This is a genomic window from Pseudomonas sp. FP1154, assembly GCF_030687245.1.
GTDB classification, from domain to species: domain Bacteria; phylum Pseudomonadota; class Gammaproteobacteria; order Pseudomonadales; family Pseudomonadaceae; genus Aquipseudomonas; species Aquipseudomonas rhizophila.
Map to the genome: position 1 here is coordinate 1,510,022 of NZ_CP117465.1, position 23,362 is coordinate 1,533,383.

At 58.7% G+C, this 23,362-nt stretch carries 17 protein-coding genes, 1 tRNA gene, 1 pseudogene and 1 riboswitch; of the genes and pseudogenes, 3 read left to right on the plus strand and 16 right to left on the minus strand.

Features of this window, described 5'->3' with window-relative positions:
- Positions 1-27: 27 nt before the first annotated feature.
- Both PSH91_RS06910 and PSH91_RS06915 read right to left on the minus strand, forming a co-directional pair.
- Positions 28-1,899 carry a UvrD-helicase domain-containing protein gene (locus PSH91_RS06910; RefSeq protein WP_160891808.1) on the minus strand — a complete coding sequence of 624 codons (1,872 nt, stop codon included), beginning with the start codon at positions 1,897-1,899 and terminating at the stop codon, positions 28-30.
- Positions 1,896-4,193 (minus strand): AAA family ATPase, encoded by a 2,298-nt coding sequence (locus PSH91_RS06915; protein ID WP_160891810.1) that lies wholly within the window; start codon positions 4,191-4,193, stop codon positions 1,896-1,898. The genes PSH91_RS06910 and PSH91_RS06915 overlap by 4 nt, the downstream gene beginning before the upstream one ends.
- A gap of 145 nt (positions 4,194-4,338) precedes the next feature.
- Here PSH91_RS06915 and PSH91_RS06920 point away from each other — a divergent pair, with 145 nt between their 5' ends.
- Together PSH91_RS06920 and PSH91_RS06925 are read left to right on the plus strand one after the other, a co-directional pair.
- Entirely contained in the window at positions 4,339-5,373 is a 1,035-nt protein-coding gene (locus tag PSH91_RS06920; protein WP_256676720.1) for a DUF6685 family protein, read from the plus strand.
- Positions 5,374-5,485: 112 nt separating this feature from the next.
- Positions 5,486-5,983 carry a hypothetical protein gene (locus PSH91_RS06925; protein ID WP_160891812.1) on the plus strand — a complete coding sequence of 166 codons (498 nt, stop codon included), beginning with the start codon at positions 5,486-5,488 and terminating at the stop codon, positions 5,981-5,983.
- Positions 5,984-6,018: 35 nt separating this feature from the next.
- On the opposite strand, the gene PSH91_RS06930 is transcribed toward PSH91_RS06925, so the two are convergent.
- The 13 genes and pseudogenes from PSH91_RS06930 to PSH91_RS06990 form a co-directional block, all read right to left on the minus strand.
- Entirely contained in the window at positions 6,019-7,509 is a 1,491-nt protein-coding gene (locus PSH91_RS06930; protein ID WP_305467679.1) for a Shedu immune nuclease family protein, read from the minus strand.
- 432 nt (positions 7,510-7,941) lie between these two features.
- Positions 7,942-8,015: transfer RNA gene (locus PSH91_RS06935), tRNA-Gly, on the minus strand.
- Positions 8,016-8,273: 258 nt separating this feature from the next.
- Complete coding sequence (locus tag PSH91_RS06940) at positions 8,274-9,158, minus strand: alpha/beta fold hydrolase (RefSeq protein WP_305467680.1); 885 nt, start codon at positions 9,156-9,158, stop codon at positions 8,274-8,276.
- Positions 9,159-9,467: 309 nt separating this feature from the next.
- Positions 9,468-10,160: a pseudouridine synthase gene (locus tag PSH91_RS06945; protein ID WP_305467682.1), complete on the minus strand. Its 693-nt coding sequence runs from the start codon at positions 10,158-10,160 to the stop codon at positions 9,468-9,470.
- Between the two features lie 36 nt (positions 10,161-10,196).
- Entirely contained in the window at positions 10,197-10,415 is a 219-nt protein-coding gene (locus tag PSH91_RS06950; RefSeq protein ID WP_047227993.1) for a cysteine-rich CWC family protein, read from the minus strand.
- Positions 10,408-11,013 (minus strand): annotated as a pseudogene (locus PSH91_RS06955) (GGDEF domain-containing protein); the annotation flags it as partial. The gene PSH91_RS06950 and the pseudogene PSH91_RS06955, both read right to left, overlap by 8 nt.
- A gap of 307 nt (positions 11,014-11,320) precedes the next feature.
- Positions 11,321-13,105 carry an allophanate hydrolase gene (gene atzF, locus PSH91_RS06960; protein ID WP_305467684.1) on the minus strand — a complete coding sequence of 595 codons (1,785 nt, stop codon included), beginning with the start codon at positions 13,103-13,105 and terminating at the stop codon, positions 11,321-11,323.
- Positions 13,106-13,127: 22 nt separating this feature from the next.
- Entirely contained in the window at positions 13,128-16,757 is a 3,630-nt protein-coding gene (uca, locus tag PSH91_RS06965) for an urea carboxylase (protein WP_305467686.1), read from the minus strand.
- Between the two features lie 302 nt (positions 16,758-17,059).
- Positions 17,060-17,701, minus strand: coding sequence for an urea amidolyase associated protein UAAP2 (locus tag PSH91_RS06970; protein ID WP_047227989.1), 642 nt, complete (start codon positions 17,699-17,701; stop codon positions 17,060-17,062).
- 11 nt (positions 17,702-17,712) lie between these two features.
- On the minus strand, positions 17,713-18,438 hold the full coding sequence (locus PSH91_RS06975; protein ID WP_107322079.1) for an urea amidolyase associated protein UAAP1: 726 nt from the start codon (positions 18,436-18,438) through the stop codon (positions 17,713-17,715).
- A gap of 12 nt (positions 18,439-18,450) precedes the next feature.
- Entirely contained in the window at positions 18,451-19,239 is a 789-nt protein-coding gene (locus tag PSH91_RS06980) for an ABC transporter ATP-binding protein (RefSeq protein WP_047227987.1), read from the minus strand.
- Positions 19,236-20,051 (minus strand): ABC transporter permease, encoded by an 816-nt coding sequence (locus PSH91_RS06985; protein WP_047227986.1) that lies wholly within the window; start codon positions 20,049-20,051, stop codon positions 19,236-19,238. Before PSH91_RS06985 ends, PSH91_RS06980 begins: the two co-directional genes overlap by 4 nt.
- Before the next feature lie 15 nt (positions 20,052-20,066).
- Positions 20,067-21,134, minus strand: a complete 1,068-nt coding sequence (locus tag PSH91_RS06990) for a putative urea ABC transporter substrate-binding protein (RefSeq protein WP_139050921.1) — start codon at positions 21,132-21,134, stop codon at positions 20,067-20,069.
- Between the two features lie 60 nt (positions 21,135-21,194).
- A riboswitch (guanidine-I (ykkC/yxkD leader) is annotated at positions 21,195-21,296 on the minus strand.
- A gap of 306 nt (positions 21,297-21,602) precedes the next feature.
- Between PSH91_RS06990 and PSH91_RS06995 the strand changes: the two genes are divergently transcribed.
- Complete coding sequence (locus PSH91_RS06995) at positions 21,603-22,007, plus strand: hypothetical protein (protein WP_107322081.1); 405 nt, start codon at positions 21,603-21,605, stop codon at positions 22,005-22,007.
- A 197-nt stretch (positions 22,008-22,204) separates the two neighbouring features.
- Here PSH91_RS06995 and PSH91_RS07000 read toward each other — a convergent pair whose 3' ends face one another.
- Positions 22,205-23,317, minus strand: coding sequence for an enoyl-CoA hydratase/isomerase family protein (locus PSH91_RS07000; protein WP_047227984.1), 1,113 nt, complete (start codon positions 23,315-23,317; stop codon positions 22,205-22,207).
- Positions 23,318-23,362: the final 45 nt, after the last annotated feature.

Below are 23,362 nucleotides of genomic sequence, written 5' to 3' on the forward strand. Positions count from 1 at the left end.
GCCTCGAGAAGTCACTACTATGGCAGCTCACAGAAGATCGATCTCTTCAGGCTTGAGCCAACCAGCCTCGGTCACTCGTTGTTTAGCTATCTCAGGTTGAGCGGTGTAAACCACAATTGCGAGACTTTCTTCGGCCCGACTGCAAGTGACATACAGCAGGCGACGAGTGCGAGCCAAGGAATCATCTTTGCCCTCACGTTGATTTTTTATGTCGCTGTCAGAAGCTGGCTTGATGCCCAAGAGCTTGTCGTAACTGAAAAGGAAGCCACCTGCTTCTTCGTCATTGAGGATGACCATGACTCTGGGGAACTCCAGCCCCTTCACACCTTGGTGCGTGTCGAAGGGAGATAGCCCCTCGGTATAGCCAGCGAACGCAGCCATTTCCGAGAAGGGACGCCCAAGTAGAACCTGGTACGCATGGGTTTCTAATGCATCACGATCCGATGTCTCGGGAGGGTCATCAGTCGTAGCGCCCAGCCGTAGAGCGGCTACAAGTCGGTCAGGGAGATCTAGAAGGCCTGTTTGATGCAGCACGTGAGCGACGTCTCCTATCAGGGGATCGTTGTCATTGAACAGCTCACAAAGCGATTCACTAGCGTCTCCCGCTTTCTTAAGCAAGGCTAACTGGTCAGGTGCCTCCTTCATGGATTTAGGGTCGAGAAGTGGAGACTGTAGCCGCACAGCTTCCATAAGACTGAAGTCGTTCGTCTTGGCAGCTTGAAGAATTGGGGCCAGTCTTTCGAAAAACAGTTTCAAGATCGGCAGTGTTCCGTCCAGTAGCCCCGTTCGTAGGTGCTCCACCCTAGACAGCGGTGTAAACACACCCTCGAACCCCATTCGACGTCCAGCCATCTTGTGTTCAAGGATGAGGGTCTTCCTTCCATCCTTACCAGCTGCCCACTGAGCATCGCCGGTGATGGCTGCCATGCGCTGGGCTATGTCTTCCTCTAATTCGAAACCTTGACCTGGTGCCTGCTGGGTGCAAAACATTCGAACCGTGCCCTCTATAGCGCCCGGCTTTGGCGTTTGCTGGTGTCTGTCTCCGCCCGCACGTATTACGTTGATAAGATCAACGACTCGTGTGGGGCAGCGACGGTTCACACGTTTTTCGGGCACGGCCCAGTCTCGAGGGATCGCGTCTTCCAAGCGCACCTTCCCATCGGTGTAGATGCGCTGCATGGTATCGCCGAGAAGCCCGAGACAGAACCGGTCAGGGATGAGGGATTGTGCTCGCAGAAAAGCGTCCATGAGTGGCCCGTAGGTATCTTGGCTCTCATCGATCAAAAGTACCGGGTGCAGATCTGCCATAACGTTCAGCAGTGGCGTCTGTTGAATAAACTCAGCCGCCATTTGGATGACTTCACTGTGATTCAGAGCCTGCCTACCTCGGTTTTCACCAGTAGGGCTGTAAGTGAATGTCGTTATCTCACCCAGCGAATCGAGCCGTCGAGCTTTGCTATCTCTCGAGGCTTGGTTTGCTAGAAATGTCTTGTTCTGCCGTTGGGCCTTCCCAAGCCGTTCATCCAGTTCTCCAATGTCTTTGGTCAGCTTTACTCGAAGCCACTCGCGAATGTCGTCATTGAAGCCCTGAATCATCCTCCAAGAGAAAGCGTGGATGGTTGACACAATCACTAGAGGATCGTGTTCAAGACGGCGGGAAATTTCTTCGGACGCCGCATTGGTATAGGTGATGATCGCGATTTGACGTCCTTCAAATGTCAGTCGTTGCCGCTCCCTGTTCTTTAGATTTTTCACGGCCTCGACTAACGAATGGGTTTTTCCAGAGCCAGCACCGGCGTATAGGAAAAAACTCTTCGGATGGTCGAGATTCAGACAGTCCTGAATAACCTGGTCGGCATCAGGAACATCATCCATCGAAACTTCTGGCTGGGTGCTCATGGCGTCACCTCGACAATCGCTGATGGAATGACCAAGAGCTCTTTGCTTTTTCTTTCGAGCTTGGACTGCAGCCACGTCAGGCCTTCATGGATATAGGTCGGGACGGTCAGTTGGGTAAAATTTGAGTCGCCGAGAACGTGCAGGGCAAACTCAGCCTTATCACCATCCTTAAGTTTGGTGAACAGCCCTGTGCCAAGGTCGAGGGATGTCTCGGCTTCGCGTAGCGCCTTCGCAAAGGATCGCGTCAGCCCGCGTCCCGCTTTGCCTGCAAAATGCTCGGTGTTGCTCAGCACGAGGCTATCTTCAAACGTGTTTGGTAATGCTTCGACGTCCATCCCGGTTTTGGGTAGGCGGATGGTAATGGGCGTTTGATAAGCGATCCTGATCGAAAACAGATCGTCAATTTGTTGAGCTTTACTGTCGAAGGGCAGATCCAGTAGTGAATCCACATCATGACCAAGGCCTGCTGCTCGCATCCAATGACGCACTGTTGGGTTGTTAGTGGATTGGCCTTTTTTCCGCTCGACAGGTTTGCCTACCTGAAGGATTCCTGCGTCCAAGTCGGTTATCACCAGAGTGACAATGCCTAATGCATCAATCAGTGGCCGGAGACGATGCGCGTGGCTTCCCCCGATGTCCAGGATGGTGATGTAGCACTGGTCAAGAAAGCGGAAGTGCTGCCTCAAAAAATGAGGAAGCATCATGCGTTCAGCAGCTCCCTCGACCAGAATCACCGCATCCGCAAAAAATAGGTCGGCATGTTGGGCGCGAAGGTAACGGGTAACAAATTCCTTTGTTTGATTTGGCTTGCCGAAGACGGTACTAAGGTTCGACACAGTAGAGACCGGAATTGGTACCCCGGCCATGCCAGAGGGGAGTCTGCGGAAGTACCTTAGGTTTTCGTAGTCAATCTCATGAGCCACATGGCTGGAGTGTGAACTGACTACTAGCTGTGTTCTGAGATTTGAGTACTTTTCTAACAGTGGGTCGCTGCACAGTACATGGTAGGCGTGTTTTATGAATGCTTGCTGAACCTGGACGTGCAGGTGAGCCTCCGGTTCCTCGATGAGAACTAAGTGGATAGGCTCAACACCTGTTGCGCTTTGCTCTTCAGGACTCCTGTACTTCTTCAGCCATTCATCTCGAAACGCCATCAATCGGAATATCATCGAGATGAGATTTTGATATCCCAGTCCGTTGGACGTCTCGGGAAGCCTGAGAGGCGGCGCTCCAGGAGCTCCTCCGACGGAGTCCAGTTCAAACAGCACAGCGGCTTCATGGTTCATCCCGTCCGTAGGGGCGAGGCGAGTGGCTACTCGGATGGACGGATCGGAGTTATTCGGATATCCCAAGCCAGCCACTTCCTGTAGCGCTGGCGCGAAGCTCGTGCTCAAGCGTGTGTCAAAGGCAGTTTGAGCGGCCTCGATTGCTCTGAGTGCCTCCAAATCTGAAACATCTGGGCTATCACCTGGATCAAGGTGTCTGCTGTAGTACGCTCGTAGTTGCTCCGAGAGTTTCCTGCCCGAGCCATGTCCTCCTTCCAAGACGCCCTCGTCAGCGCTATCACCGAAGCCGCGTTGAGCATTGATCTCATGGATTCGAATCAGGTCAGTAAGGGGGTTGCGCTCAAGTGGCGTTGCAGTGGCCGCGAGCGCTTGCTGGTTCGCTTTACGAGTTACCGGATCGGGGGCTTGGAGCTGGCCTGGATCAAGGCGGTACCATCGAATCTTGAAAGTTCTACCAATTCGTCGATTCAGGTAGTCATGCAAGCTCTGCGGCCAGAGCGGAAGCGACGGTGGTTCCGTACCTTGAGCGGCCTGTTTCTGAATTTCTTGCTGAAGCAGCTTCACACGCTCCCGCTCTTTGCGGTAATCAACAAACAGCGTTGTCATTTCATCCGGTTCCAAGCGGAACCGCATGCCTACATGGCCGCCTTTCCACGTGAAGTTAGGAATGAGGTCGCGGATGTGGTGAAGCTCACCCTGAGATGCTTCGAGCCATACATCCAGCGTTGGCAACCAGTCAGCCCAGTCGTTTGCCACGGGGATTGGAAAGCTACTATCTGCACCCTCCCAAGCTTCTCCAATCGAATCGATTGTGGCGAGATGGCTCAGAGTCAGATCCTGCAGTCTGAAAACCGATGCTTTCGACAATAGGAACTTGCGTAAGGCCAACATGGCAGAGGATTTGCCACTGTTGTTGGCTCCAACGAGGAGGGTAGTCTCAGACGCGAGGTCGATTCGTACAGACAGGAGCTTGCGGAAGTTCGCGATTTCCAGATGCTGAATTTGCATGGTCTCTTCCCTGATGACTGCTCAGCGACTACGCGCCAGGCTGATAGATGACGGAACTCTAGCTGAGCCATCTCAGTGCTCCAACCACTATGATGGAGTTTAGCCATCATTGGCGTATTTTTTGATTTGTAAAGCTCGTAGGGTGATGGGAACGCTGATTGTTATCCGCTGGTTTTGTGATGCCTTTTTCTGCACTCTTGACTCCATCGCCGCTTCACTCGCAACGACACAGGAGCTTGTAATGCTAAGGAAGGCTGTAAAATTTCTTCGAAATTCTCTGCTTGAGGACTTAGGTTATCCGGCCTCACTGATCAACCTCGTGCGCGAAGACAGCGGGTTGAACAGACACCTCGTTGAGCATGAAAAGGGTATCGGTGCATTCGAGATCGTTCGTTGGAATGATTTTGGAAACCTACTGAGTGAAGATCATTTTCACCGTCGGCGTCTCAGTGGCTGGACGCGTTGCCCAGGCGCGTATCACAACTATGGCAGCATAAGCATCGTGCGCGAGGATCTGCTGAATCTCGGCACTGTCATTGAGCAGGAGCAATTGAGATGCGAGATCCAGGAGATTGATGGTTTCTCGGGGTCGAAGTCCGAATTGCACAAGTTCAAGAGTACGGACGCCATGGTTGAGCGAAATTCTCAGGAAATGATCAACCCTGTCACGAAGGAGAAGCTCGAAGAAAACCTCCGCTGGGATGAGATCCGCATCATTTCTCGAGAGAAGACCACTGACCATTTCGCTACGTGGGAATGGGATGGGAGGGTTTTCCTCATCAACAGTGGTGGCTCTCATCACTTCGCAGCAGCCAAGTACATAGCGAAGAGCCTTGAGATCAAAGTGCCTTTGTCCGGCAGATACGTAACGTACGGTATCAACCAAGTAGCCGTGGCAAGCCTTCGCCGCGACTTCGAGATTTTTGTGATGTCCTGGAAAACCGACCACCAATTAGGTTTCCACAAGGCCATGCAAAACTTTGAGGCCACCTACTATTGGAAAGCTCTACCACGCCCTTACACCGAGCAATGTGCGATCTTCTTGCCTAAATCTGAGAAGCGCTCGGCGAAGGTCGCTCGAGTATTGCACGAGGCGGGCTTCCAGGATTTGGGCAAGTACCTAAAAGCGCTTGGTAGCCCGCTGGCGGGGAGAGCTTCCTCTAGGCTAGGAGCGTGCTGAGTCTGAATTTGCAGGTATTACACATCACGTTTTCCTACCTGCGGCCAATGTGGGTGCAGATTGATGCAACACTCGATGCCTGCGCAGGATTAACGGATTTTCTGGAGTAAATATGGACTTGGTTGAAGAGGCTCTCAGGGCAGAGCTGCCGAAGCTGGCAGTAGACTTTTTCGTCGTTTTCTCAAGATTCGAATGCGCACTTAAGCGATCTGGTACCTATGCAATTGGCGACGATAATGGAGTGAGCCCTGATTGGGATAAATTTGCCCGAGATCTTGGCCAGGGATTTCTGGTTGATGTCATCGCCCTAGAAATTGCTCCTGTCCTAGTTGCCAATCCTCCCAAAAAACAAGTGAAGCTCGATGATGGGATGCTTGGGTGGAAAGATACAAATGCTGTGGAACGCACGTTGGATTTATTTCTCGCTATCCGCCGAGTGAGGAACAATCTCGTTCATGGCGCTAAGTATCAAGATGGCGGTGCCGGCCATGCCAATTTCGTCGAAGGCTCTGAAAGGGACGATGCACTTCTTAGTCAATCAATGGCTGTGATGACCTTGGCTCTGAAGGTTCGTCCAGATATTCACGATCATTTTCGGCGTTACGGATGATAGGCGATTCGATGTAAGGCCAATATCGAGCAAATTCAGAAGGGTAAGTCTTCGTCCTCAGTTGGCTCAGGGGCATCTTGGGGTTTCGGCATCAGGGCTTGATGAATGCTTTCGAGTCGAACCTGCAGTTCATCGAACGTCACCACCAAAACGTCCTTCAGACCGTTCCGATATTGCTCAAAGGCGCGCTGTTTATTTTCTTCGTTTGGGGTGCGCCCAATAATCACGATGGCTGCAACCGCATGGGCGTGAACGCGCTCTTCGAGGTCATACGCCAAGCCGTAAATCTCTCGCTGCACATGGCTGCGCTGGCTGATGATCTGGGCGACTGAACCGCTAAGCTCGTAGGACGGGGGAAAGGTCTTTCGGTAGGGTTTTCCGAGCAGGTCATGCTGGGGATGCTTGATTTCTATCAGGGCGAGATTCCCAGTGGCCTTCGCTGCCATGAGGAAGTCAGAATATTGGCCGCCTTGACCATGGAAGCTCTTTCCACCTACATAGGGCTGATCTGCGATTTTCTTTACGGGATACCCAAACGCCATGTCTAGCACAAATGGATTTTCGCTGAGGAAGGTCTGCCATTTGGATTCACTGGCATTGTTATCCATCATCTTCCGATAAACCTCGATGAGCTCGCCAAGTGTGACGAGCTCGATTTCTGCCTTGAGGCTGTACAGGGTGCGAGGCTCGGATTTCGCCAAAGATGGGACACTCTGTTGCGCAAGCTTTGTTATTTGTTGCTGATCTTTCGGAGAAAGCTTAGGGGACGCCGAACCAAGTGAAACGAGGTCGGCCAGCATATCCGGCGCTAATTTCCGGGCGCGGGGTAGGTACAACTCTGGTGCCGATTGGTGAAGCAAGCTTGTGTAGCAAACGAGCTTTTTGTCTGCTGCAGTCTCCCGTTGGTGACGTTGGGTCAGACGATCCAAGCTTTTCTTCAACTGCTCAAGCCGATTAATTCCCAGGTAAAACTCGTTGCCTTTGATCTTTGCGTCGTTGTGACCACTTCCGCCGTGAAGGATAAGGGTGTCTACACCTTCCAATCCGCCCAGTGCTTGAAGTATGTACCGGTATTCGTAGTGAAACCCGAGACCGTAGCGCCAATCCTTCGACAGGCCAGCAGGCAGGCCGTTAAGTAGTTCGTCGACAGCGTATTGGTCGGACGGATGAACATAAGGCTGGTAAACGGGCCTAGTGATTATGATTGACGTGATGGTGTCGTATTTGGGCTGAGCGTACTCAGGATGTCCCGACCGAGTGATGATGGGATAAAGAGTTAGGTAATCTGCAGCGATCTTTAGGATTAGGTGCCATCCAGGCGCATCGTCAGGTAAGGCTACGTCGCTGTAATAGACCCGAGAGATCCCATAGACCTCTTCACTTATCGATTCATACTCGCTGTCTGATTCAATGGCCTCAAGCTCCTCCTCGGTCAGAATCATGGCGTCTTCTAAGTCGAAACGAAGAAATGGGCCACCGTCGGTGCGCTGTTGCATGGCGTATTGTGAGGGGCGCAAAGAAGGCATCTGCTGTCATCCTTAAGAGGCCTGGGCGAACCAGGTTTGTACGATGCATCACGCCAGTTTATCGATCTGCGTGGGCTGCGGAAAGCGGCGCAGGATTCCTGAGACGATCCATTAGCTGCTGCAATCTCACGATTGAGCCCAAGAAGCTCGAAAGCAACTCATAGTCTTGAGCTATGCACTGAATGAGGCGTCGGAGCACGGGAGGCGCAAGTGTAGTGGCATCCCTTAGGAGGGGCTGATTGAGGGATTGGTGAGCGGAAATGAGTTGTGGCTATGGATTTACGGGGGGGCACTCTTAATCACAAACCTGCGTGGTTTTACGGCTAGGAAAGAGGAAAAAGGGCTTCTTGTTCACAAGTCGGGATCGGTTGTGACTGGGGGCAAATTTGGTGGTGGGGGAATGCTGGAGCCCGCGAGATACGGGGCTTGGAGTGGAGCGGGTAGAGGGAATCGAACCCTCAACTAAAGCTTGGGAAGCTTTCGTTTTGCCACTAAACTATACCCGCTTTAAGCGTGTTTCTTTGTTCACAAAACGGGTAATCCTATAAGAACCCTCGTTATCAGCTTGGGAAGCTGGAGTAATGCCATTATACGACACCCGCTCAGAGCGGCTGACTTTGTACCAGATGTGGGCGCGGATTTGAAGTTTTTCTTTACGGGCGCAGCGGTGACGCGTCTACGCAAACCTCAAACCAGAGCGGTCGTTCGCGGGCAAGCCCCGTGTCTGTTGGGGCAGGGCGGGGCTTGCTCGCGAGGACTCGGTTTCACATAGCCAGGGCATGGTAGTCCTGCACGTAGTTGTAGCGTGGTCGGCTTTCTTGATGGGGCTGCTTGAGGAAACCCAGCAGGGCATCACGGCTGTCGCGGCAGGCGGCTTTGTGTTCCATGTCCAGGAAATGCCCCGTGGCTTGCAGCGTGCTGAAGGTGCTGTGCTGCACGTGGTCGGCGAAAACCTTGGCATCGCTGGCCGAGGTGTATTCGTCCCATTCGCCGTTCAGGAACAGCACCGGCACGTTGATTTTTTTCGCCGCGTTGACGTAGCACAACCGATCGCTGTGGAGCACGTCGTTGATGTGGAAATGCATCTGTCCATATTCGTGCTCGGCCAGGCTGCTGACGTGGCGGTAGTTGAAGCGCTTGAACAGCGGCGGCAAGTGTTTGCCGATGGTGCTGTTGACCAGATGTCCCACGCGGTCGCCGTCCAGGCTGCCCAGGTAATCCACGCCGCGTTCCAGGTAGTCGCGCATTGGTGCATTGAGCACTGGGGAGAACGAGCTGATCACCGCTTTTTCGATGCGCCGTGGACGCTGGGCCAGGGCGGTGAGGGTGGCGGCGCCGCCCCAGGAAAAAGACAGCACATGCTCTGCGGCGAAGTGATCGATCAACTCCAGGAGGATCTGGCCTTCGATCTCTTTGGTCAGCATTTTTTCATGGCGGTTGTGGGGCTTGGACTTGCCCGCATAGGGTTGGTCGTACAGCACGACGTTGAATTGCGGGTAGAGGTTTTTGGCGGTCTGTGCAAACGACGCGGTGGTGGCCATCGAGCCGTTGACCAGGATGATGGTCTTTTGCGCGGCGTCTGCGCGATAGAACTCCGTGTAAACCCGATACTGACTCTGTATATCCAGCACAGCGATTTCTGGCCTCATGTCATAAGACTCCTGGCAAGCGGGTATGCGCGCAATGAGATTGCACGAGCAATGTGACAGGTAGGCATACGCCTGAAAGATAAGGCCCATGTCGATCCACGAAAGCCGGTCGACGGGTATTGTTATGGCGGGCAGTTTGCCGGAGTTAAGAAGGAACCCGAGGAGGCTCCGGCCGGCAAAAAGTTTCTTGGAAGTATGTGGTGACTCATCGGTCACATTTCGGCCGACGGTTTGATTCAAGCAGTGGACCGGCCGTCGCGCAAGTGTTGTTTGACAATTGTCCGACACTTCTGCCGAGCGGTCATACGATCAGATCAGCTGGATCTCTTCAGGGCTCAGGGCACGGTATTGGCCTGGCTCAAGCTCGGCGTCCAGCAGCAGCGGTCCCATGCGTTCACGGTGCAGGCGCAACACCTTGTTGTCGAAGTGGCCGAACATGCGTTTGACCTGGTGATAGCGGCCTTCAACGATGCTCAGTCGCGCCGATCTTGGCCCCAGCAGTAGCAGTTCCGCAGGCTGGGTGGTGAGGTTTTCGAAAGCGAAGTACAGCCCGCGTGCGAAGGTGACGGCGTATTCGGCGGTGATGAGTTGCTCGGTCTCGACGTAATAGACCTTGGGCAGTTTGGTCTGCGGTTGGGTCAGGCGCCGTGACCAACTGCCGTCATTGGTGATCAGCATCAGCCCGGTGGTGTTGAAGTCCAGCCGCCCGGCGATGTGCAGGTCGTCCTTGTCTGGCTCATCCAGCAGGTCCAGCACGGTGGGGTGCTGCGGGTCGCGGGTGGCGCTGACGTAACCGGGCGGTTTGTGCAGCATGAAATACCGGGGTGGGCGACCGGCTTGCAGCACCTGTTCATCGACTTCGACCCGGCTGAATTCGCGCACCTGTGCATGAGGATCGCTGATGATCTGCCCGTCGATCCGCACTCGGCGTTCCACCAACAACAACCGGACTTGTTGGCGATTGAAACGCGGCAGATTACTGAGGAAGCGGTCAAGGCGCATGGGGCAGGTCAGGCAAGAGAGCGAAGGGCGGGCATCTTACGCGATCGGCTGCGGCTTGGCCCGCAACTGGGTTTCGACCTGGGCGCAACGCGGGCACAGGCAGGATTGATCGCGCAGCTCGGCCGGCAATGCTTCCAGCACGGCCGGGTCGATGCTCACGCCGTAACACCAGCAGGCGCGGTCGGCGGTTCGCGGGTCGGCCAGGGTGCAGTCATTGCTGGCGCCACAGGCCGGGCACAGGTCAGGTTTATTCATAGCTGGAGTGAGGCATCTGTACACAGGTTCGGTTGTTCCCGGTTTGCCGGGCGCGTTGCAGCGCATGATCGGTCCGCGACAGCAGGCTGTGCAAGGTGTCTTCACCCTGCAAGGTGGTGAGGCCGATGCTGACGGTGACCCGCAGCTCTTTGCCACTGCAGAAATAACGTTGTTGTTCGATCCGTTGACGAATTTTCTCGGCGATCTTCAGACCGTTCTGCCCGTCGGTGTCCTTGAGCAGCACGATAAACGTCTCGCCACTCCAGCGACACACGATGTCCGAATGCCGCAGGCTGTCGGTCAAGTCGCGAGCGAACCCGGTCAACAGTTGGTCGCTGGCGATATGACCATGGGTGGTGTCCAGTCGCTTGAACTCGTCCAGCTCCAGCAGCAGCGCCGCCAGGGGTTGGGGTTCACGTTGGGCTTCGTGCAGGGCTTGTACCGCCAACAGGTCGAAGCCTCGGCGGTTGGGAAGTTCAGTCAGGCTGTCGAGGGTCGCCTGGGCGTCGATGCGGCGTTGGTAGCTGCTGATCAATTGATAAAGGATTGCCAACACCGCCAGCGTCACGAGCAGGCCGATCAGCAGGTTCAGGTACAGCATCCTGAGCGTGTGGTCCCGTACCGAAGTGTTGGCAGCGTGGTAGCCCAACAATGAAATGATCAGAAAGCCTGCACCTAGCAGCCCCGCCACGAGCAGGAGCGGCTTGCGCTGGGAATACAACGGCGAACGGAGCGACATGGCGATTTCCTTGGCGCAGACCCAATGAAATCAGTTTAGTGGCCTTGTAGGAAAAGGTGCTCGGATTTGCAGGTTTGTAAAGGGTGGCGAGGGATTTACCGAAGTGCAGCGGCCGCAAAAGCGTCTGCTTCGCAGCCGAGCGGGAGCAAGCTCCCTCGCCACACAATCACAACTGTTTCAGACTATCTAAATAAGCCCGCCACCCCCCCAAATGACTGATGTCCTGCGCGCCCGTCAAACCATACGGCTCACAAATGAATCCGCTTTTCCAGCGGCCGTCGGCCAGTTGTACCTTGCCCAGCCCAAGCGGCGCGGGGATGGCGGTCAGGAACGAACCGAGTTCGCTGCTCGGCAATTCCCAAACCTCCACCTCGATAGCCACGCCGCCTTCACTGACCCGCAGCATGCCGGGGCGCAGAGGCGGGCCGCCGGCCAGTGCGTAGAGACGGTAATCGGCTGAGCTGTGGGTGGCCTCGATCAGACGGGCTCCGCGTTGCTGGAGCTGCCAGTTCAGCGCCAAACCGTCCAGATGCGCCCCGCATACCACCAGCCGCGCCCGGTCATGGCGAGCCGGGTTGGCCGGCGCTGGCACGGCTGGCTCTTGCTGGCGTTGCAAGGCATCGGCGACGCTTAACAGGTATTGATCGGTGAAGGCCCGACCGAACAGCGTCACGCCCCAAGGCAAGCCGTTAGCCATGAATGCGCTGGGAACAGCGACGGCAGCGTAGTCCAGCAGGTTCATGAAGTTGGTGTAGTAACCCAGCTCCGAGTTGCGCAGCACCGGTTCGGCGGCCAGTTCGGCGAGGGTCACCGGGCGACCGATGGTCGGGGTGAGGACGCAATCGAGCGTTTCCATGACGCGATCGCATTGGGCTTTGAGCGCTTGCAAACGGTACTGGGCACGGAAGGTTTGTACGCCATCCACGGTAGGCGCTTTCGCCAATACGGCGCGGATAACTGGCAGTACGGCGTCGGGCTCGCGCTCCATCAATTCCCCGGCAACGCTGTAGCGCTCAGCCACCCAAGGCCCTTCATAAAGGAGCCGGGCGGCTTCCAGAAACGGGGACAGGTCCAGTTCCACCGCTTCGCCGCCCAGGCCCTTGAGGCGCTCGATGGCCGCTTGAAACAGTTGTGGACCTTCATGGCAGCCGAAAAAAGCCAGGTCTTGCCGACGAGGCACGCCGAAGCGAAAGCTGCGTGGCGCGCCGAACGCTGTGCCGTCGTTCCACTGCGGGTTGCGGCGGCTGTACTCATCGCGTGGGTCGAGACGGGCTGTCAGCGCGAGTAACTGGCTGGCTTCCCGGGCTGTAGCGGTGAAGGTCGTGACGCAGTCCAGCGTGCGACAGGCCGGCACCACACCCGCCGTGGAAATCAATCCCTTGGTGGCCTTCAGCCCCAGCAGATTGTTCAGCGCCGCCGGCACCCGACCCGAGCCTGCGGTGTCGGTGCCCAGGGCAAAGCTTGTCACACCCAGGGCCACCGCCAGTGATGAGCCGGCGCTTGAACCGCCGGCCGGATAGTCGGGCAGCACGCTATTGCGACAGGCACCGTAAGGCGAGCGGGTGCCGTTGAGCCCGGTGGCGAACTGGTCGAGATTGGTCTTGCCCAGAGGAATCGCGCCCAAGGCCAGTAGCTGCTCGACAAGGGTGGCCGAACGTTGCGGCACGTAGCTGAACGCCGGGCAGGCGGCCGTGGTGGGAATACCTGCCAGGTCGATGTTGTCCTTGATCGCGAACGGCACGCCATACAGCGGCAGGTTTTCCAGATCCTGGCCCTCCAGCGCGACGAGGTAAGGTTCAAGCTCCTCGGGCGTCAGCAGGTGGATGAACAGGTGGTAGTCAGGGTTCAGCGCCGCGGCTTTTTCCCGCAGGCTCAACAGTAAATTCCGAGGTATAAGTTCGCCGCTGCGGTAGGCGTCGCGCAAATCGTCCAGGCGTAAAGACGGGGTCATGGCATTAATCCTTTGATTGAGTTCAGTCACGTTCCAGCACCACCACACGTTGTCCGGCGCGCACCGCCGAGCCGGGCTGTACACGAATCTGGCGCACCACTCCGGACACGGGGGCGAGGAGCGGGATCTCCATCTTCATCGACTCCAGAATCACCAGTACGTCACCCGCGCTGACCCGAGCATCCACCTGCACCTGGACCTGCCAGAGATTGCCAGCGATGTGGCTATCGACACTGAGTTGATCTTCGCTCAGCAGCGAATCTTCGCTGGGCGCGGGTGCCGGTTCTTCGCTGTCGAAGTGTGCCTGGCCACTGGCGATCCAGCGCTCGCGCTCGGCATTGAAGGCGCCTTGTTGCTGCGCTCGGAACGCGGCGATGCTGTCCGCCTCCTGCGCCAGGAAGCGCTGGTAATCAGCAAGGTTGAGTTGACCGTGTTCGATGTTCAGGTCGAAGCGGCCCAGCGGGAAGTCCCGGCGGATGCGCAGCAGTTCATCGGCGCTGACCGGGTAGAAGCGGATCTGGTCGAAGAACCGCAACAGCCAGGGTTTGCCGTCGAATGCGGCGACCTCGCGATAACGATTCCACATCTGCAACGTGCGCCCGACGAATTGATATCCACCTGGGCCTTCCATGCCATACACACACATGTACGCGCCGCCGATGCCCACCGAGTTTTCCGCAGTCCAGGTGCGGGCCGGATTGTATTTAGTGGTCACCAGCCGATGCCGAGGGTCCAGTGGCGTGGCGACCGGCGCGCCGAGGTAGACATCCCCAAGGCCCATCACCAGGTAGCTGGCGTCGAACACCGTGCGTTGCACTGCGTCGAGGTTGGGCAGGTCGTTGATACGGCGGATGAACTCCAGATTGCTCGGGCACCAGGGCGCGTCCTTGCGCACCGTGGTCATGTATTTTTCGATGGCCAGCTGGCAAGCCGGATCGTCCCAGGACAGCGGCAGGTGCACGATGCGTGACGGCACCTGCAGATCCTGCGCGGCGCACACCGCGTCCCATTCACCGCTGAGGATTTGCAGTAGTTCGGCCAGCGGCAGTTGTTCGGGTTGGTAATGCACTTGCAACGAACGAATGCCCGGCGTGAGGTCGATTACGCCGGGCAACTGTTTGTGCTCCAGCGCCTGCATCAAGGCATGGGCGCGAAAACGCAGCACCAGATCCAGTTCGGGAGCGCCTATCTCCAGCAGCAGGTGCGTGTCGCCGGCCAATCTCGCCACCAGGCGGGTATCGTCCTGACCGATATCCAACACCACTGGCGACCCAAACCCCTGTGGGAGCGAGCCTGCTCGCGATGGGGCCAGATCAGACACCGCATCCACTTCATCGCGAGCAGGCTCGCTCCCACATTGATTCCATTCCAAGGTCAGAGAGCGGGCGGTCTTCAGGTCTACCGGCACAAACCGCACCCTGTCCCCGGCCTTCAGTTGCCCCAGTTGCCAAAGATCCGCCTCGATCACCGTCACCGGGCAGACGAAACCACCCAGGCTCGGGCCGTCGGGACCGAGGATGACGGGCATGTCGCCGGTGAAGTCCACGGCGCCGATGGCATACGGGTTGTCATGGATGTTGGAAGGGTGCAGTCCGGCCTCGCCGCCGTCGGCGCGTACCCATTCGGGTTTCGGCCCGATCAGGCGCACGCCGGTTCGGCTGGAGTTGAAATGCACTTCCCAGGCCGTGTCGAAGAAGGTATGGATGTAGCGCTCGGTGAAGTATTCCGGCGCGCCATGGGGGCCGTAAATCACGCGGATCTGCCGCACGTCGGGCAGCTCCAGAGTGGGCTCGCTCGTGTGCGCCACGGTCGCGCGCTCATCCAGGGGCGCCAGGTGCAACACGTCGCCGGTACACAAGGCCCGCCCCCCATGGCCGCCGAACTGGCCGAGGGTGAAGGTGCTTTTACTGCCCAGGTAATCCGGCACTTGCACGCCGCCTTGCAGGCACAAGTAACTGCGCGCCCCGGCGCCGGCGATGGTGCCGATCGCCAACGTGGAACCGGCAGGAATCGACAGGGCAGTGTTCATCGGCACAGCTTCGTCATCGAGGGTCAGTGCAATGACCGCGCCGGTCACGGCCACCCTGGCAGCGCAGTTGAAACGCAGCAACGGCCCGCTCATGGTGATTTCCAGCGCCGCGGCGCCTTCTTCGTTGCCCAGCAGGCGATTGCCCAGGCGCAGCGAGCGGCTGTCCATCGGTCCCGATGGCGGAACACCCACCGCCCAATAGCCGAGTCGGCCGGGGTAGTCCTGAATGCTGGTCTGGGTGCCGGGGCTGAGCACTTCAAAAGTGTGGGCGCGATAGACCAGCGCCTCAAGGCAGCGAGTCCAGGGCTGGCCGCTGGCAAAGGGTGAATCGAGGAGAATCTGTTGCAGGTAGTCGCGGTTGGTTTCCACGCCGTACAACAGGCTTTCATTCAGCGCTTGATGCAAGCCCAGGCGTGCCTGCTCACGGGTCGGCGCCCAACGAATGACTTTGGCGATCATCGGGTCGAAGTAGGGTGGAATCTGGCAGCCGGCCTCGACCCAGGTGTCGATGCGCAGTTGTTTGCCGTCGGCTGGCGGCCATTGCACAGCGGTCAGCAGCCCCGGGCTCGGCTGGAAGTCCCGGCCTGGATCCTCGGCATACACGCGCGCCTGAATCGCATGACCCTGGGCTCGCAACCCCTGGCTCAACTCGCTCAGGGGCGGGAGGTCCCCGGCGGCCAGTTGCACCATCCAGCGCACCAGGTCGACGTTCCACACTTGTTCGGTGACGCCGTGCTCCACTTGCAGGCGGGTGTTCACTTCCAGAAAGTAAAAGCGCCCGGCGTCACTGTCGAACACGAACTCCACGGTGCCGGCGCTGCGGTAGTTGACCGCCTGGGCCAGTTGAATCGCTGCTGCGCAGAGCTCCTCGGCCATACCTTCGGGCAAGTTAGGCGCAGGGGTTTCTTCGATGACTTTCTGGTTGCGCCGCTGCACCGAGCAGTCGCGCACGCCCAGTGCGATCACCTGGCCCTGGCCATCGCCGAATACCTGAACCTCAAGATGTCGAGCCCGCTCGATGTACTTCTCGATGAACACGCCGGCATCGCTGAAGTTGTTCTGGCCCAAGCGCTTGACCGCTTCGAATGACTCGCTCAACTCGGCGGCATCGCGACAGACACGCATGCCGATGCCACCGCCCCCGGCGGTGCTTTTGAGCATGACCGGATAGCCGACCTGGTTGGCGGCCAGTAGCGCGGCGTCGAGGCTGTCGAGCAGTTCGCTGCCTTCGAGCAGTGGCACGCCGTGCCGGCGAGCCAGGTCGCGGGCGGTGTGCTTGAGGCCGAATACACGCAGTTGCTCTGGCGTCGGGCCGATGAAAGCGATGCCGGCGGCCTCGCAGGCCTGCGCGAAGGCGGCGTTTTCCGAGAGAAAGCCGTAGCCGGGATGGATCGCCGTCGCGCCGCTGCTTTTGGCGATTGCCAGCAGCTTGTCCACCGCCAGATACGTACCGGCCGCCGCACCTTCGCCCAGGCAGTGGGCTTCGTCGGCCTGCAGGATATGCAAGCTGGCCGCATCGGCCTGGGAATACACCGCGACGCCTTCGACCTTCAGCTCACGCAGGGTGCGCAGGATCCGGCAGGCGATGGCGCCACGGTTGGCGATGAGGATTTTTTCGAACATGGCATTGCCCCCTCAGGCATGCGTGCTGCCTGAACTGGGATGCGGGCCGTCCCGCAGTTTTCGATGGCCGACGGGGTCGTCCCCGTGAGCGAAACCTCCAAACACCCGACTCCCCTGTGGGAGCGAGCCTGCTCGCGATAGCGGTCTGTCAGTTACATCAGTGTTGGATGTGCTGCTGCCATCGCGAGCAGGCTCGCTCCCACAAGGGTTTGAGGGTGTTCATGAAATCAGTGTTTATTTGATGCACTGCCCCGACCGGCTCTGGCACAACGCAAACAGCCAGCGGCGCAGGCGGGTGAGTTTCAGTTCCATATCAAAAGCTCCGCTGGCGTGGGGTTGTAGGCGTTGCACGGGTTGTTCAGTTGCGGGCAGTTGGAGATCAGGACGATCACGTCCATCTCGGCCCGCAGGTCGACGTATTTGCCGGGCGCCGAAATCCCATCCTCGAACGTCAGGCCGCCGTCGGCGGTGACCGGCACGTTCATGAAGAAGTTGATGTTCGGTCCGATGTCGCCCTTGCCCAGACGACCGTCGTGGGCGCAGGCCCGCAGGTAGTTGTCGCGGCAACTGTGCATGTAGCGTTTTTCCAGGGCGTAGCGCACGGTGTTGCTTTCCTGGGCGCAGGCGCCGCCGAGGGTGTCGTGGCGCCCGCAGGTGTCTTCAACGATGGTCAGCATGGGCTGGCCGAGGTTGGAATACAGCACGCTGCCCGTGCTCAGGTACACGCTGTTCTGCCGACGCAGGGTGCGCTGCACGTCGTAGCGTTCCTTGGGATTGGCCAGGCTGTAGAACAGCGTATCGACCGCCTGGTTGCCTTCCAGGTCGAGGATGCGCAGGGTCTGGCCGGCCTTGACCTCCACCAGCCAGGGTTCCCCGGCGGGAATGGTGGCGCGGTAGATAGCGGCGTCGGGCTGCTTTTGCAGGGTGGCGATGGCAAGTGACATGGCAGCGATCCTCAGGCGAACAGGCGGTCGGTGTTGATGAAGCCGCGCTGGTTTTCCGGGCGCGAGTTGCGGCAGTGCTCGGCCACGCTGGGCTCGGCGTTCATCCAGCTGAGCTTGAGCGGTTGCGGGGCGTATTGGGGGTTCGGGTCCATCGGGTGTTGCAGCGCAGTCAGTACCACCAGGGTGTCCATCGGTGCGTAGAGCTCGATGTAATCGCCGGCCTTGGAATGGCCTTCAACGAAATGAAAGTTGCCGGCCTCGTCGACATCGACCCGGCTGAACAGGTTGAGGGTCATCAGCAGGTCGGACAGGCCCAACCCCCATTTGCCCAGCTCCACCAACAGGTTGTCGGTGCCGTTGCGGAAGAACCCGTTACGCAGTTCCTGATAGCGGCCCTGGCCGTATTTTTCAGCCACTTCCTCGGCGCAGAGCACACCGCCTAGGCTATCGCTCCAGCCGCACGTGTCGGCGGTGATCGCCGCCAGCACCCGGCCCATGTCCGAGTACAGGCAATGGCCGGTGGTGAGTTTGGCGGTGTGTTGGCATTTGAGGCTGTCGGGCAGGTTCAGGCGCTCGGTTTTCTCATTGGCATTGAGCAGCGTCAGGCTCACGTTGGCTCCGCCGCGCAGATCGGTCAGGCGCAGCAGTTGACCGCGCTTGAGCACGAAGGAACGGTGGCCGCCACCAGGCAGCAGTTCTTCGGCGAAGGGAGGAAACAATTGGGTCGAATCGGTCATGGGAAACTCCTTTCAAGCGATACGCAATGCGCCGGCCAGTTCGGCGGGCAGGGCGTCGACGGCGGCACGGGCGGTGCGGCGGTCGCTGTTCAGTGGAATGTCGTAGGTGATGCGCGCGCCATAGGCGCCGGGGGCATGGGGATCGACGCGAACCTTGTCGAACACCAGCAGGCGTGTGCCGAGGCTGAATCCTTCGGACAGGTCATGGGTGACCATGAACACCGTCAAGCGGGTCTCGCGCCACAGCTCCAGCAACAGGGCGTGCATGTCTTTGCGAATGCCGGGATCGAGTGCGCCGAAGGGTTCGTCCAGCAGCAAGACACGGGGTTTCATGATCAGCGCCTGGGCGATGGCCAGCCGCTGCTGCATGCCCCCGGACAACTGCGCCGGGTATTTGTCCAGTGCATGGCCGAGGCCAACCTTGTTCAGCAGATGCGCGGCCTCTTCACGGGCCTGGCGTTTGGCGCTGCCGAACAGGCGCCCCAGCAGCGGCGAGCGTGGCAGTTCCAGGCCCAGGGCAACGTTGTTCAGCACCGTCAGGTGCGGGAACACTGAGTAACGCTGGAACACCACACCACGGCTGGCATCCGGCTCACCAGCCAGAGGCTCACCGTCCAGCAGAATCTGCCCGCGACTGGCGCGCTCCTGGCCCAAGAGCAGCCGCAGAAAGGTCGATTTGCCACAACCCGACGCCCCCACCAGCGTGCAGAACTCGCCTTCGGCGACGCTCAGGTTCAAGCGTTCGAGCACCACCTGATCGGCGTACTGCTGCCAGACGTTATTGACCTTGATGAAGCTCATGCCTTCGCCCCCTCATACCAGGGGAACGCTCGCCGGGTCAGGTGCTTGAGACCCCAGTCCATCAGCCAGGCGAGCAAGGTGATCCACACCACGTACGGCAAGATCACATCCATCGCCAGGTACCGGCGTACCAGGAAAATCCGATAGCCCAGCCCATCGGTGGAGGCGATGGCTTCGGCGGCGATCAGAAACAGCCAGGCCGAACCGAGCATCAGCCGCAGGGAAATCAACAGGCGTGGCAGCAATTGCGGCAGCACCACCCGCAGCATCAGGGTCCAGGTCGAAGCGCCGAGGGTCTGGGCCTTGATCAGCAGCTCGGGCGGAATTTCCCGGGCGCGCTGTTCCAGGTCCCGGGCCAGACACGGGGTGATGCCAATGACGATCAGCATCACTTTCGACAATTCTCCCAGACCGAAGACGATGAACAGAATGGGCAGGATCGCCAAGGGAGGCACCATCGACAGCACGGTGAGCAACGGCGACAGCGGCGCGCCGAACAGCGGCAGCGTGCCGGCGGCGATGCCCAGGCACAGGCCGGCCAAGGCGCTGATGCCCAGGCCGATTGCCAGTCTGCGCAGGCTCGATGCGGTGTCTTGCCAGAGCAGGTAATCGCCACTGCGCACGTCAGCGGTGAAGGCCAGGCGTTTGACCGCATCGGCCATCTGCACCGCGCTGGGCAGCAGCTTGTCGTTGGGGTTGTCCGTCAACCGTTCGGCCGAGCCCATAAAGTAGGCGAACAGCACCAGCGCGAAGGGCAGGATCACCAACAACAGGCGGCTGGGACGATCCGGATAGCGGTTGATCAGGCGCATGCCAGCTCCTCCGGTTTACAGCTTGGCGTCGGCGGCCAGCTGCACGTAGGTCGGGTCAAAGCGCAGCTTGAGGTTGGCCTTGTCGCCGCTGGTCACGCCATTGGCAAACGTCATGCCGACCGCGTCGGTGTCCTTGGCGCCTTCGCCGAGCAAACCGTGCTGGAACGAAAACTCGGCGACCTTGCGCATGGTGGCGGGCAGTTGCTCGCTGGTGGCGAAGCTCAGGGCCTCCTTGGGCGTGGCGAACAGCTTGGTGGTGTCCAGTTGCGACTGGAATCCGGCCAGATCGGTGCCCGAGGCTTTGGCCATGTGTTCGAGTGCGGTCTTGCTGGCGGCGTTTTTTGCATCCATCAGCGCCACCACTTCAAACCAGGCACCGGTCAACGCTTTGCCCAGGGCCGGGTTGTCCTGCAGGGTCTGGGTGTTGACCACCATCATGTCCATGATCTCCCCAGGGATCTGGCTGGAATTGAACACCTCGCTCACGCCGGGCTGGGCCTTGATGTCCGAGAGCATCGGGTTCCAGGTGGTGACGGCCTTGACCTGGTCGGTATTGAAGGCCGCGGAGATATCGGCATCGGAGGTGTTGACGACTTTGAGGTCTTTCTCGGTGAGACCGACCGAGTCCAGGGCGCGGGCCAGCAGGTAATGGGAGACCGACAACTCCACCAGATTGACGTCCATGCCCTTGAGGTCGGCGACTTTCTTGCCGTCACCCTTGAGCACAATGCCGTCATTGCCATTGGAAAAATCGCTGACGATCAGCGCGGTGCTGTCCACGCCGCCGGCGGCGGGAATGGTCAAGGCGTCCATGTTGGTCATGGTGCAGCCATCGAACTGACCGGCGGTGTATTGGTTGATGGATTCGACGTAGTCGTTGAGCTGCACGACATCGATGGTGATGCCGTATTTTTTCGCCCATTTATCGACAATGCCTTGGCTGCCGGCGTACTCCCAGGGCATCCATCCGGCGTAAATGGTCCAGCAGACGCTGAAATGGTCTTTTTGCGCGGCAGGGGACGAGGGGCTTACGAGGGCCGAGAACGTAGCGAGGAGCAGGGCGCAAAGACGAAGCTTGAGCATGGTGGTTCTCCAGTTGATCAAGGGCGGACAGGAGCAACGCGGCACCGCGAACGGTGGCTTGTCTCCCGGGCTTTTGTCCCGCCGTGTAACCTCAACTGGAGGTCGCCAACTCTCGGACCAGCCACTCGCCAGAGGCGAGCCGGAACCCTAGTCAGCCATTGCAAATTGTGGTGCCGCGAACCTGTGATGACTCCTGCACGGAGTTTGTTAAAGCGAGAGCCGTGCCAAGTAGCGTAAAGGCCCGGTCCAAAGCGGGTGGGGGGGAGAACAGCGCGGCGTCGCCAGTGGGTTTGTGCATGGTTGTGGTGCTTTATCGCACCGGGATGAGGCACGGAGCACATGTTTCAACTTATTGCCGGGGCGCACCAGATTCGGATTTCGCTGTCAGATTAATCGTCAGTCACCCAATAGATGACTGCCGCCCGCCAGCGTCGCTGATGTGGCTCATTAGCGGTCCAGGAGGCCGCCATGTATCGACGACTTCTGCTCATTGCGTTTCTGGGTTTGACACTTTCGGCATGTGTTCCTTACGACGGAGGCTCAAGCTACTACCGTTCCGAGGTCTACACCTCACCGGCGCCGGTCTATTACGGTGGCGGGAGCTACTACTCGGCACCGCGCGGCTATTACGCACCGCGGTATTACTCGGCACCGCGTTATTACCAACCGGCACCACGCTATTACTCGGCGCCGCGCTACTACCAACACGGTCCACGCTATTACTCGCCACCGCGCACGGCATACCGGTCTCATCCACACCGGGGCGGCTGGGACGGCCATAACCGGGGCGGCTGGAATGACGACCGTCGTGGCCGAGGCGGACGTGATCATCGGGGACGCGGTGATCATGATGGACGGCGTAACCACCGCTGATTCATCGGCAGCAAAAAGCGGCGCATTGAGCGCCGCTTTTTTGTGCCTGTAACAAACCCGATGGGATAACACTTGTGGGAGCAAAGCTTGCTCGCGATGACAGGGGATCAGTCAGCTTCCCGGTGACTGGCATACCGCTATCGCGAGCAAGCTTTGCTCCCACAGATGTCGCTCTCACAGAATGTCACCCAGGTTCTTTACTCGTTAGACAAATCCGCCAGCGGATGCCGCCCTTCCCAGGCCTTGTGAAAATGCGCCTCGACCGCTGCTGCGGGGACATGGTTGATGTCCGGCCAGTGCCAGCGGGGCTTGTGGTCTTTGTCGATCAGCCGCGCCCGCACGCCCTCGCTGAATTCAGGGTGTCGGCAGCAGTTGAGGCTCAAGGTGTATTCCATGCGCAACACACTTGCCAATGACAAATGCCGGGCTCGGGCGATCTGTTCCCAGACCAGATGAGCAGTCAGCGGGCAGCCTTCGGTCATGGTCTTGGCCGCCCGCGCGATCAATGGGTCTGAATGGTCCACCAGCAGGCTGAGGGTTTTCCAGGCGCAACGTACATCGCTGACATCCAGCCATTCGTCGATTTTCTGCCGGCGCGGTAGCCATTGCGCCTCGGGTAATTGGGCGACGGCTTCCTGTTGCAAGGCCTTGAGCAAGCTGTTGAGCTGCATGGGCGTCTGTTCCTGCCAATTGAGTTGCAGCAGGCCTTCGATCAGATCGTCCTGTTGTTCATCCAACAGGAAACGGTCGGCCAGACCCAGGTCAATGGCGTCCCGGGCATTCATATGGGCGCCCGTCAGGCCCAGGAACAGGCCAAGCTTGCCGGGCAGCCGCGACAGGAACCAACTGGCGCCGACATCCGGGTACAGGCCGATGCTGATTTCCGGCATCGCCAGGCGCGTGCTCGGTGTGACGATCCGAATATTCGCGCCTTGCAACAGCCCCATGCCGCCGCCAAGCACGTAGCCATGGCCCCAGCACACCAAGGGTTTGGGAAAAGTGTGCAGGTTGAAGTCCAGTCGGTACTCCGCGGCAAAAAATTGCGCCGCCAAGGGCGGTACTTCACCTGGTTGAGCGCGGCAGGCCTCTACCAGGCTGCGCACTTCGCCGCCGGCGCAAAACGCCTTGGCGCCGTTGCCGCGCAACAATACACAGACGATTTGCGGTTCTCTGGCCCAGGCGTCGAGACGATCGCGCAGGGCGTTGATCATCGGCAAGGAGAGGGCATTCAAGGATTTTTCAGCATCCAGGGTGGCGATGCCGATACGGGCGCCATTGATGCCAGTGAGTTCTTCGAAGTGCAGATTCATCGTGACCTCGATCAGAAATTTGAATGATCAGTATGACCGCTGCGT

Excerpts from the sequence above, each read along its gene's own strand:
- PSH91_RS06910 (WP_160891808.1), bottom strand. The coding sequence starts at position 1,899 with ATGAGCACCCAGCCAGAAGTTTCGATGGATGATGTTCCTGATGCCGAC.
- PSH91_RS06915 (WP_160891810.1), bottom strand. The coding sequence starts at position 4,193 with ATGCAAATTCAGCATCTGGAAATCGCGAACTTCCGCAAGCTCCTGTCT.
- PSH91_RS06920 (WP_256676720.1), top strand. The coding sequence starts at position 4,339 with ATGGGAACGCTGATTGTTATCCGCTGGTTTTGTGATGCCTTTTTCTGC.
- PSH91_RS06925 (WP_160891812.1), top strand. The coding sequence starts at position 5,486 with ATGGACTTGGTTGAAGAGGCTCTCAGGGCAGAGCTGCCGAAGCTGGCA.
- PSH91_RS06930 (WP_305467679.1), bottom strand. The coding sequence starts at position 7,509 with ATGCCTTCTTTGCGCCCCTCACAATACGCCATGCAACAGCGCACCGAC.
- PSH91_RS06940 (WP_305467680.1), bottom strand. The coding sequence starts at position 9,158 with ATGAGGCCAGAAATCGCTGTGCTGGATATACAGAGTCAGTATCGGGTT.
- PSH91_RS06945 (WP_305467682.1), bottom strand. The coding sequence starts at position 10,160 with ATGCGCCTTGACCGCTTCCTCAGTAATCTGCCGCGTTTCAATCGCCAA.
- PSH91_RS06950 (WP_047227993.1), bottom strand. The coding sequence starts at position 10,415 with ATGAATAAACCTGACCTGTGCCCGGCCTGTGGCGCCAGCAATGACTGC.
- atzF (WP_305467684.1), bottom strand. The coding sequence starts at position 13,105 with ATGACCCCGTCTTTACGCCTGGACGATTTGCGCGACGCCTACCGCAGC.
- uca (WP_305467686.1), bottom strand. The coding sequence starts at position 16,757 with ATGTTCGAAAAAATCCTCATCGCCAACCGTGGCGCCATCGCCTGCCGG.
- PSH91_RS06970 (WP_047227989.1), bottom strand. The coding sequence starts at position 17,701 with ATGTCACTTGCCATCGCCACCCTGCAAAAGCAGCCCGACGCCGCTATC.
- PSH91_RS06975 (WP_107322079.1), bottom strand. The coding sequence starts at position 18,438 with ATGACCGATTCGACCCAATTGTTTCCTCCCTTCGCCGAAGAACTGCTG.
- PSH91_RS06980 (WP_047227987.1), bottom strand. The coding sequence starts at position 19,239 with ATGAGCTTCATCAAGGTCAATAACGTCTGGCAGCAGTACGCCGATCAG.
- PSH91_RS06985 (WP_047227986.1), bottom strand. The coding sequence starts at position 20,051 with ATGCGCCTGATCAACCGCTATCCGGATCGTCCCAGCCGCCTGTTGTTG.
- PSH91_RS06990 (WP_139050921.1), bottom strand. The coding sequence starts at position 21,134 with ATGCTCAAGCTTCGTCTTTGCGCCCTGCTCCTCGCTACGTTCTCGGCC.
- PSH91_RS06995 (WP_107322081.1), top strand. The coding sequence starts at position 21,603 with ATGTATCGACGACTTCTGCTCATTGCGTTTCTGGGTTTGACACTTTCG.
- PSH91_RS07000 (WP_047227984.1), bottom strand. The coding sequence starts at position 23,317 with ATGAATCTGCACTTCGAAGAACTCACTGGCATCAATGGCGCCCGTATC.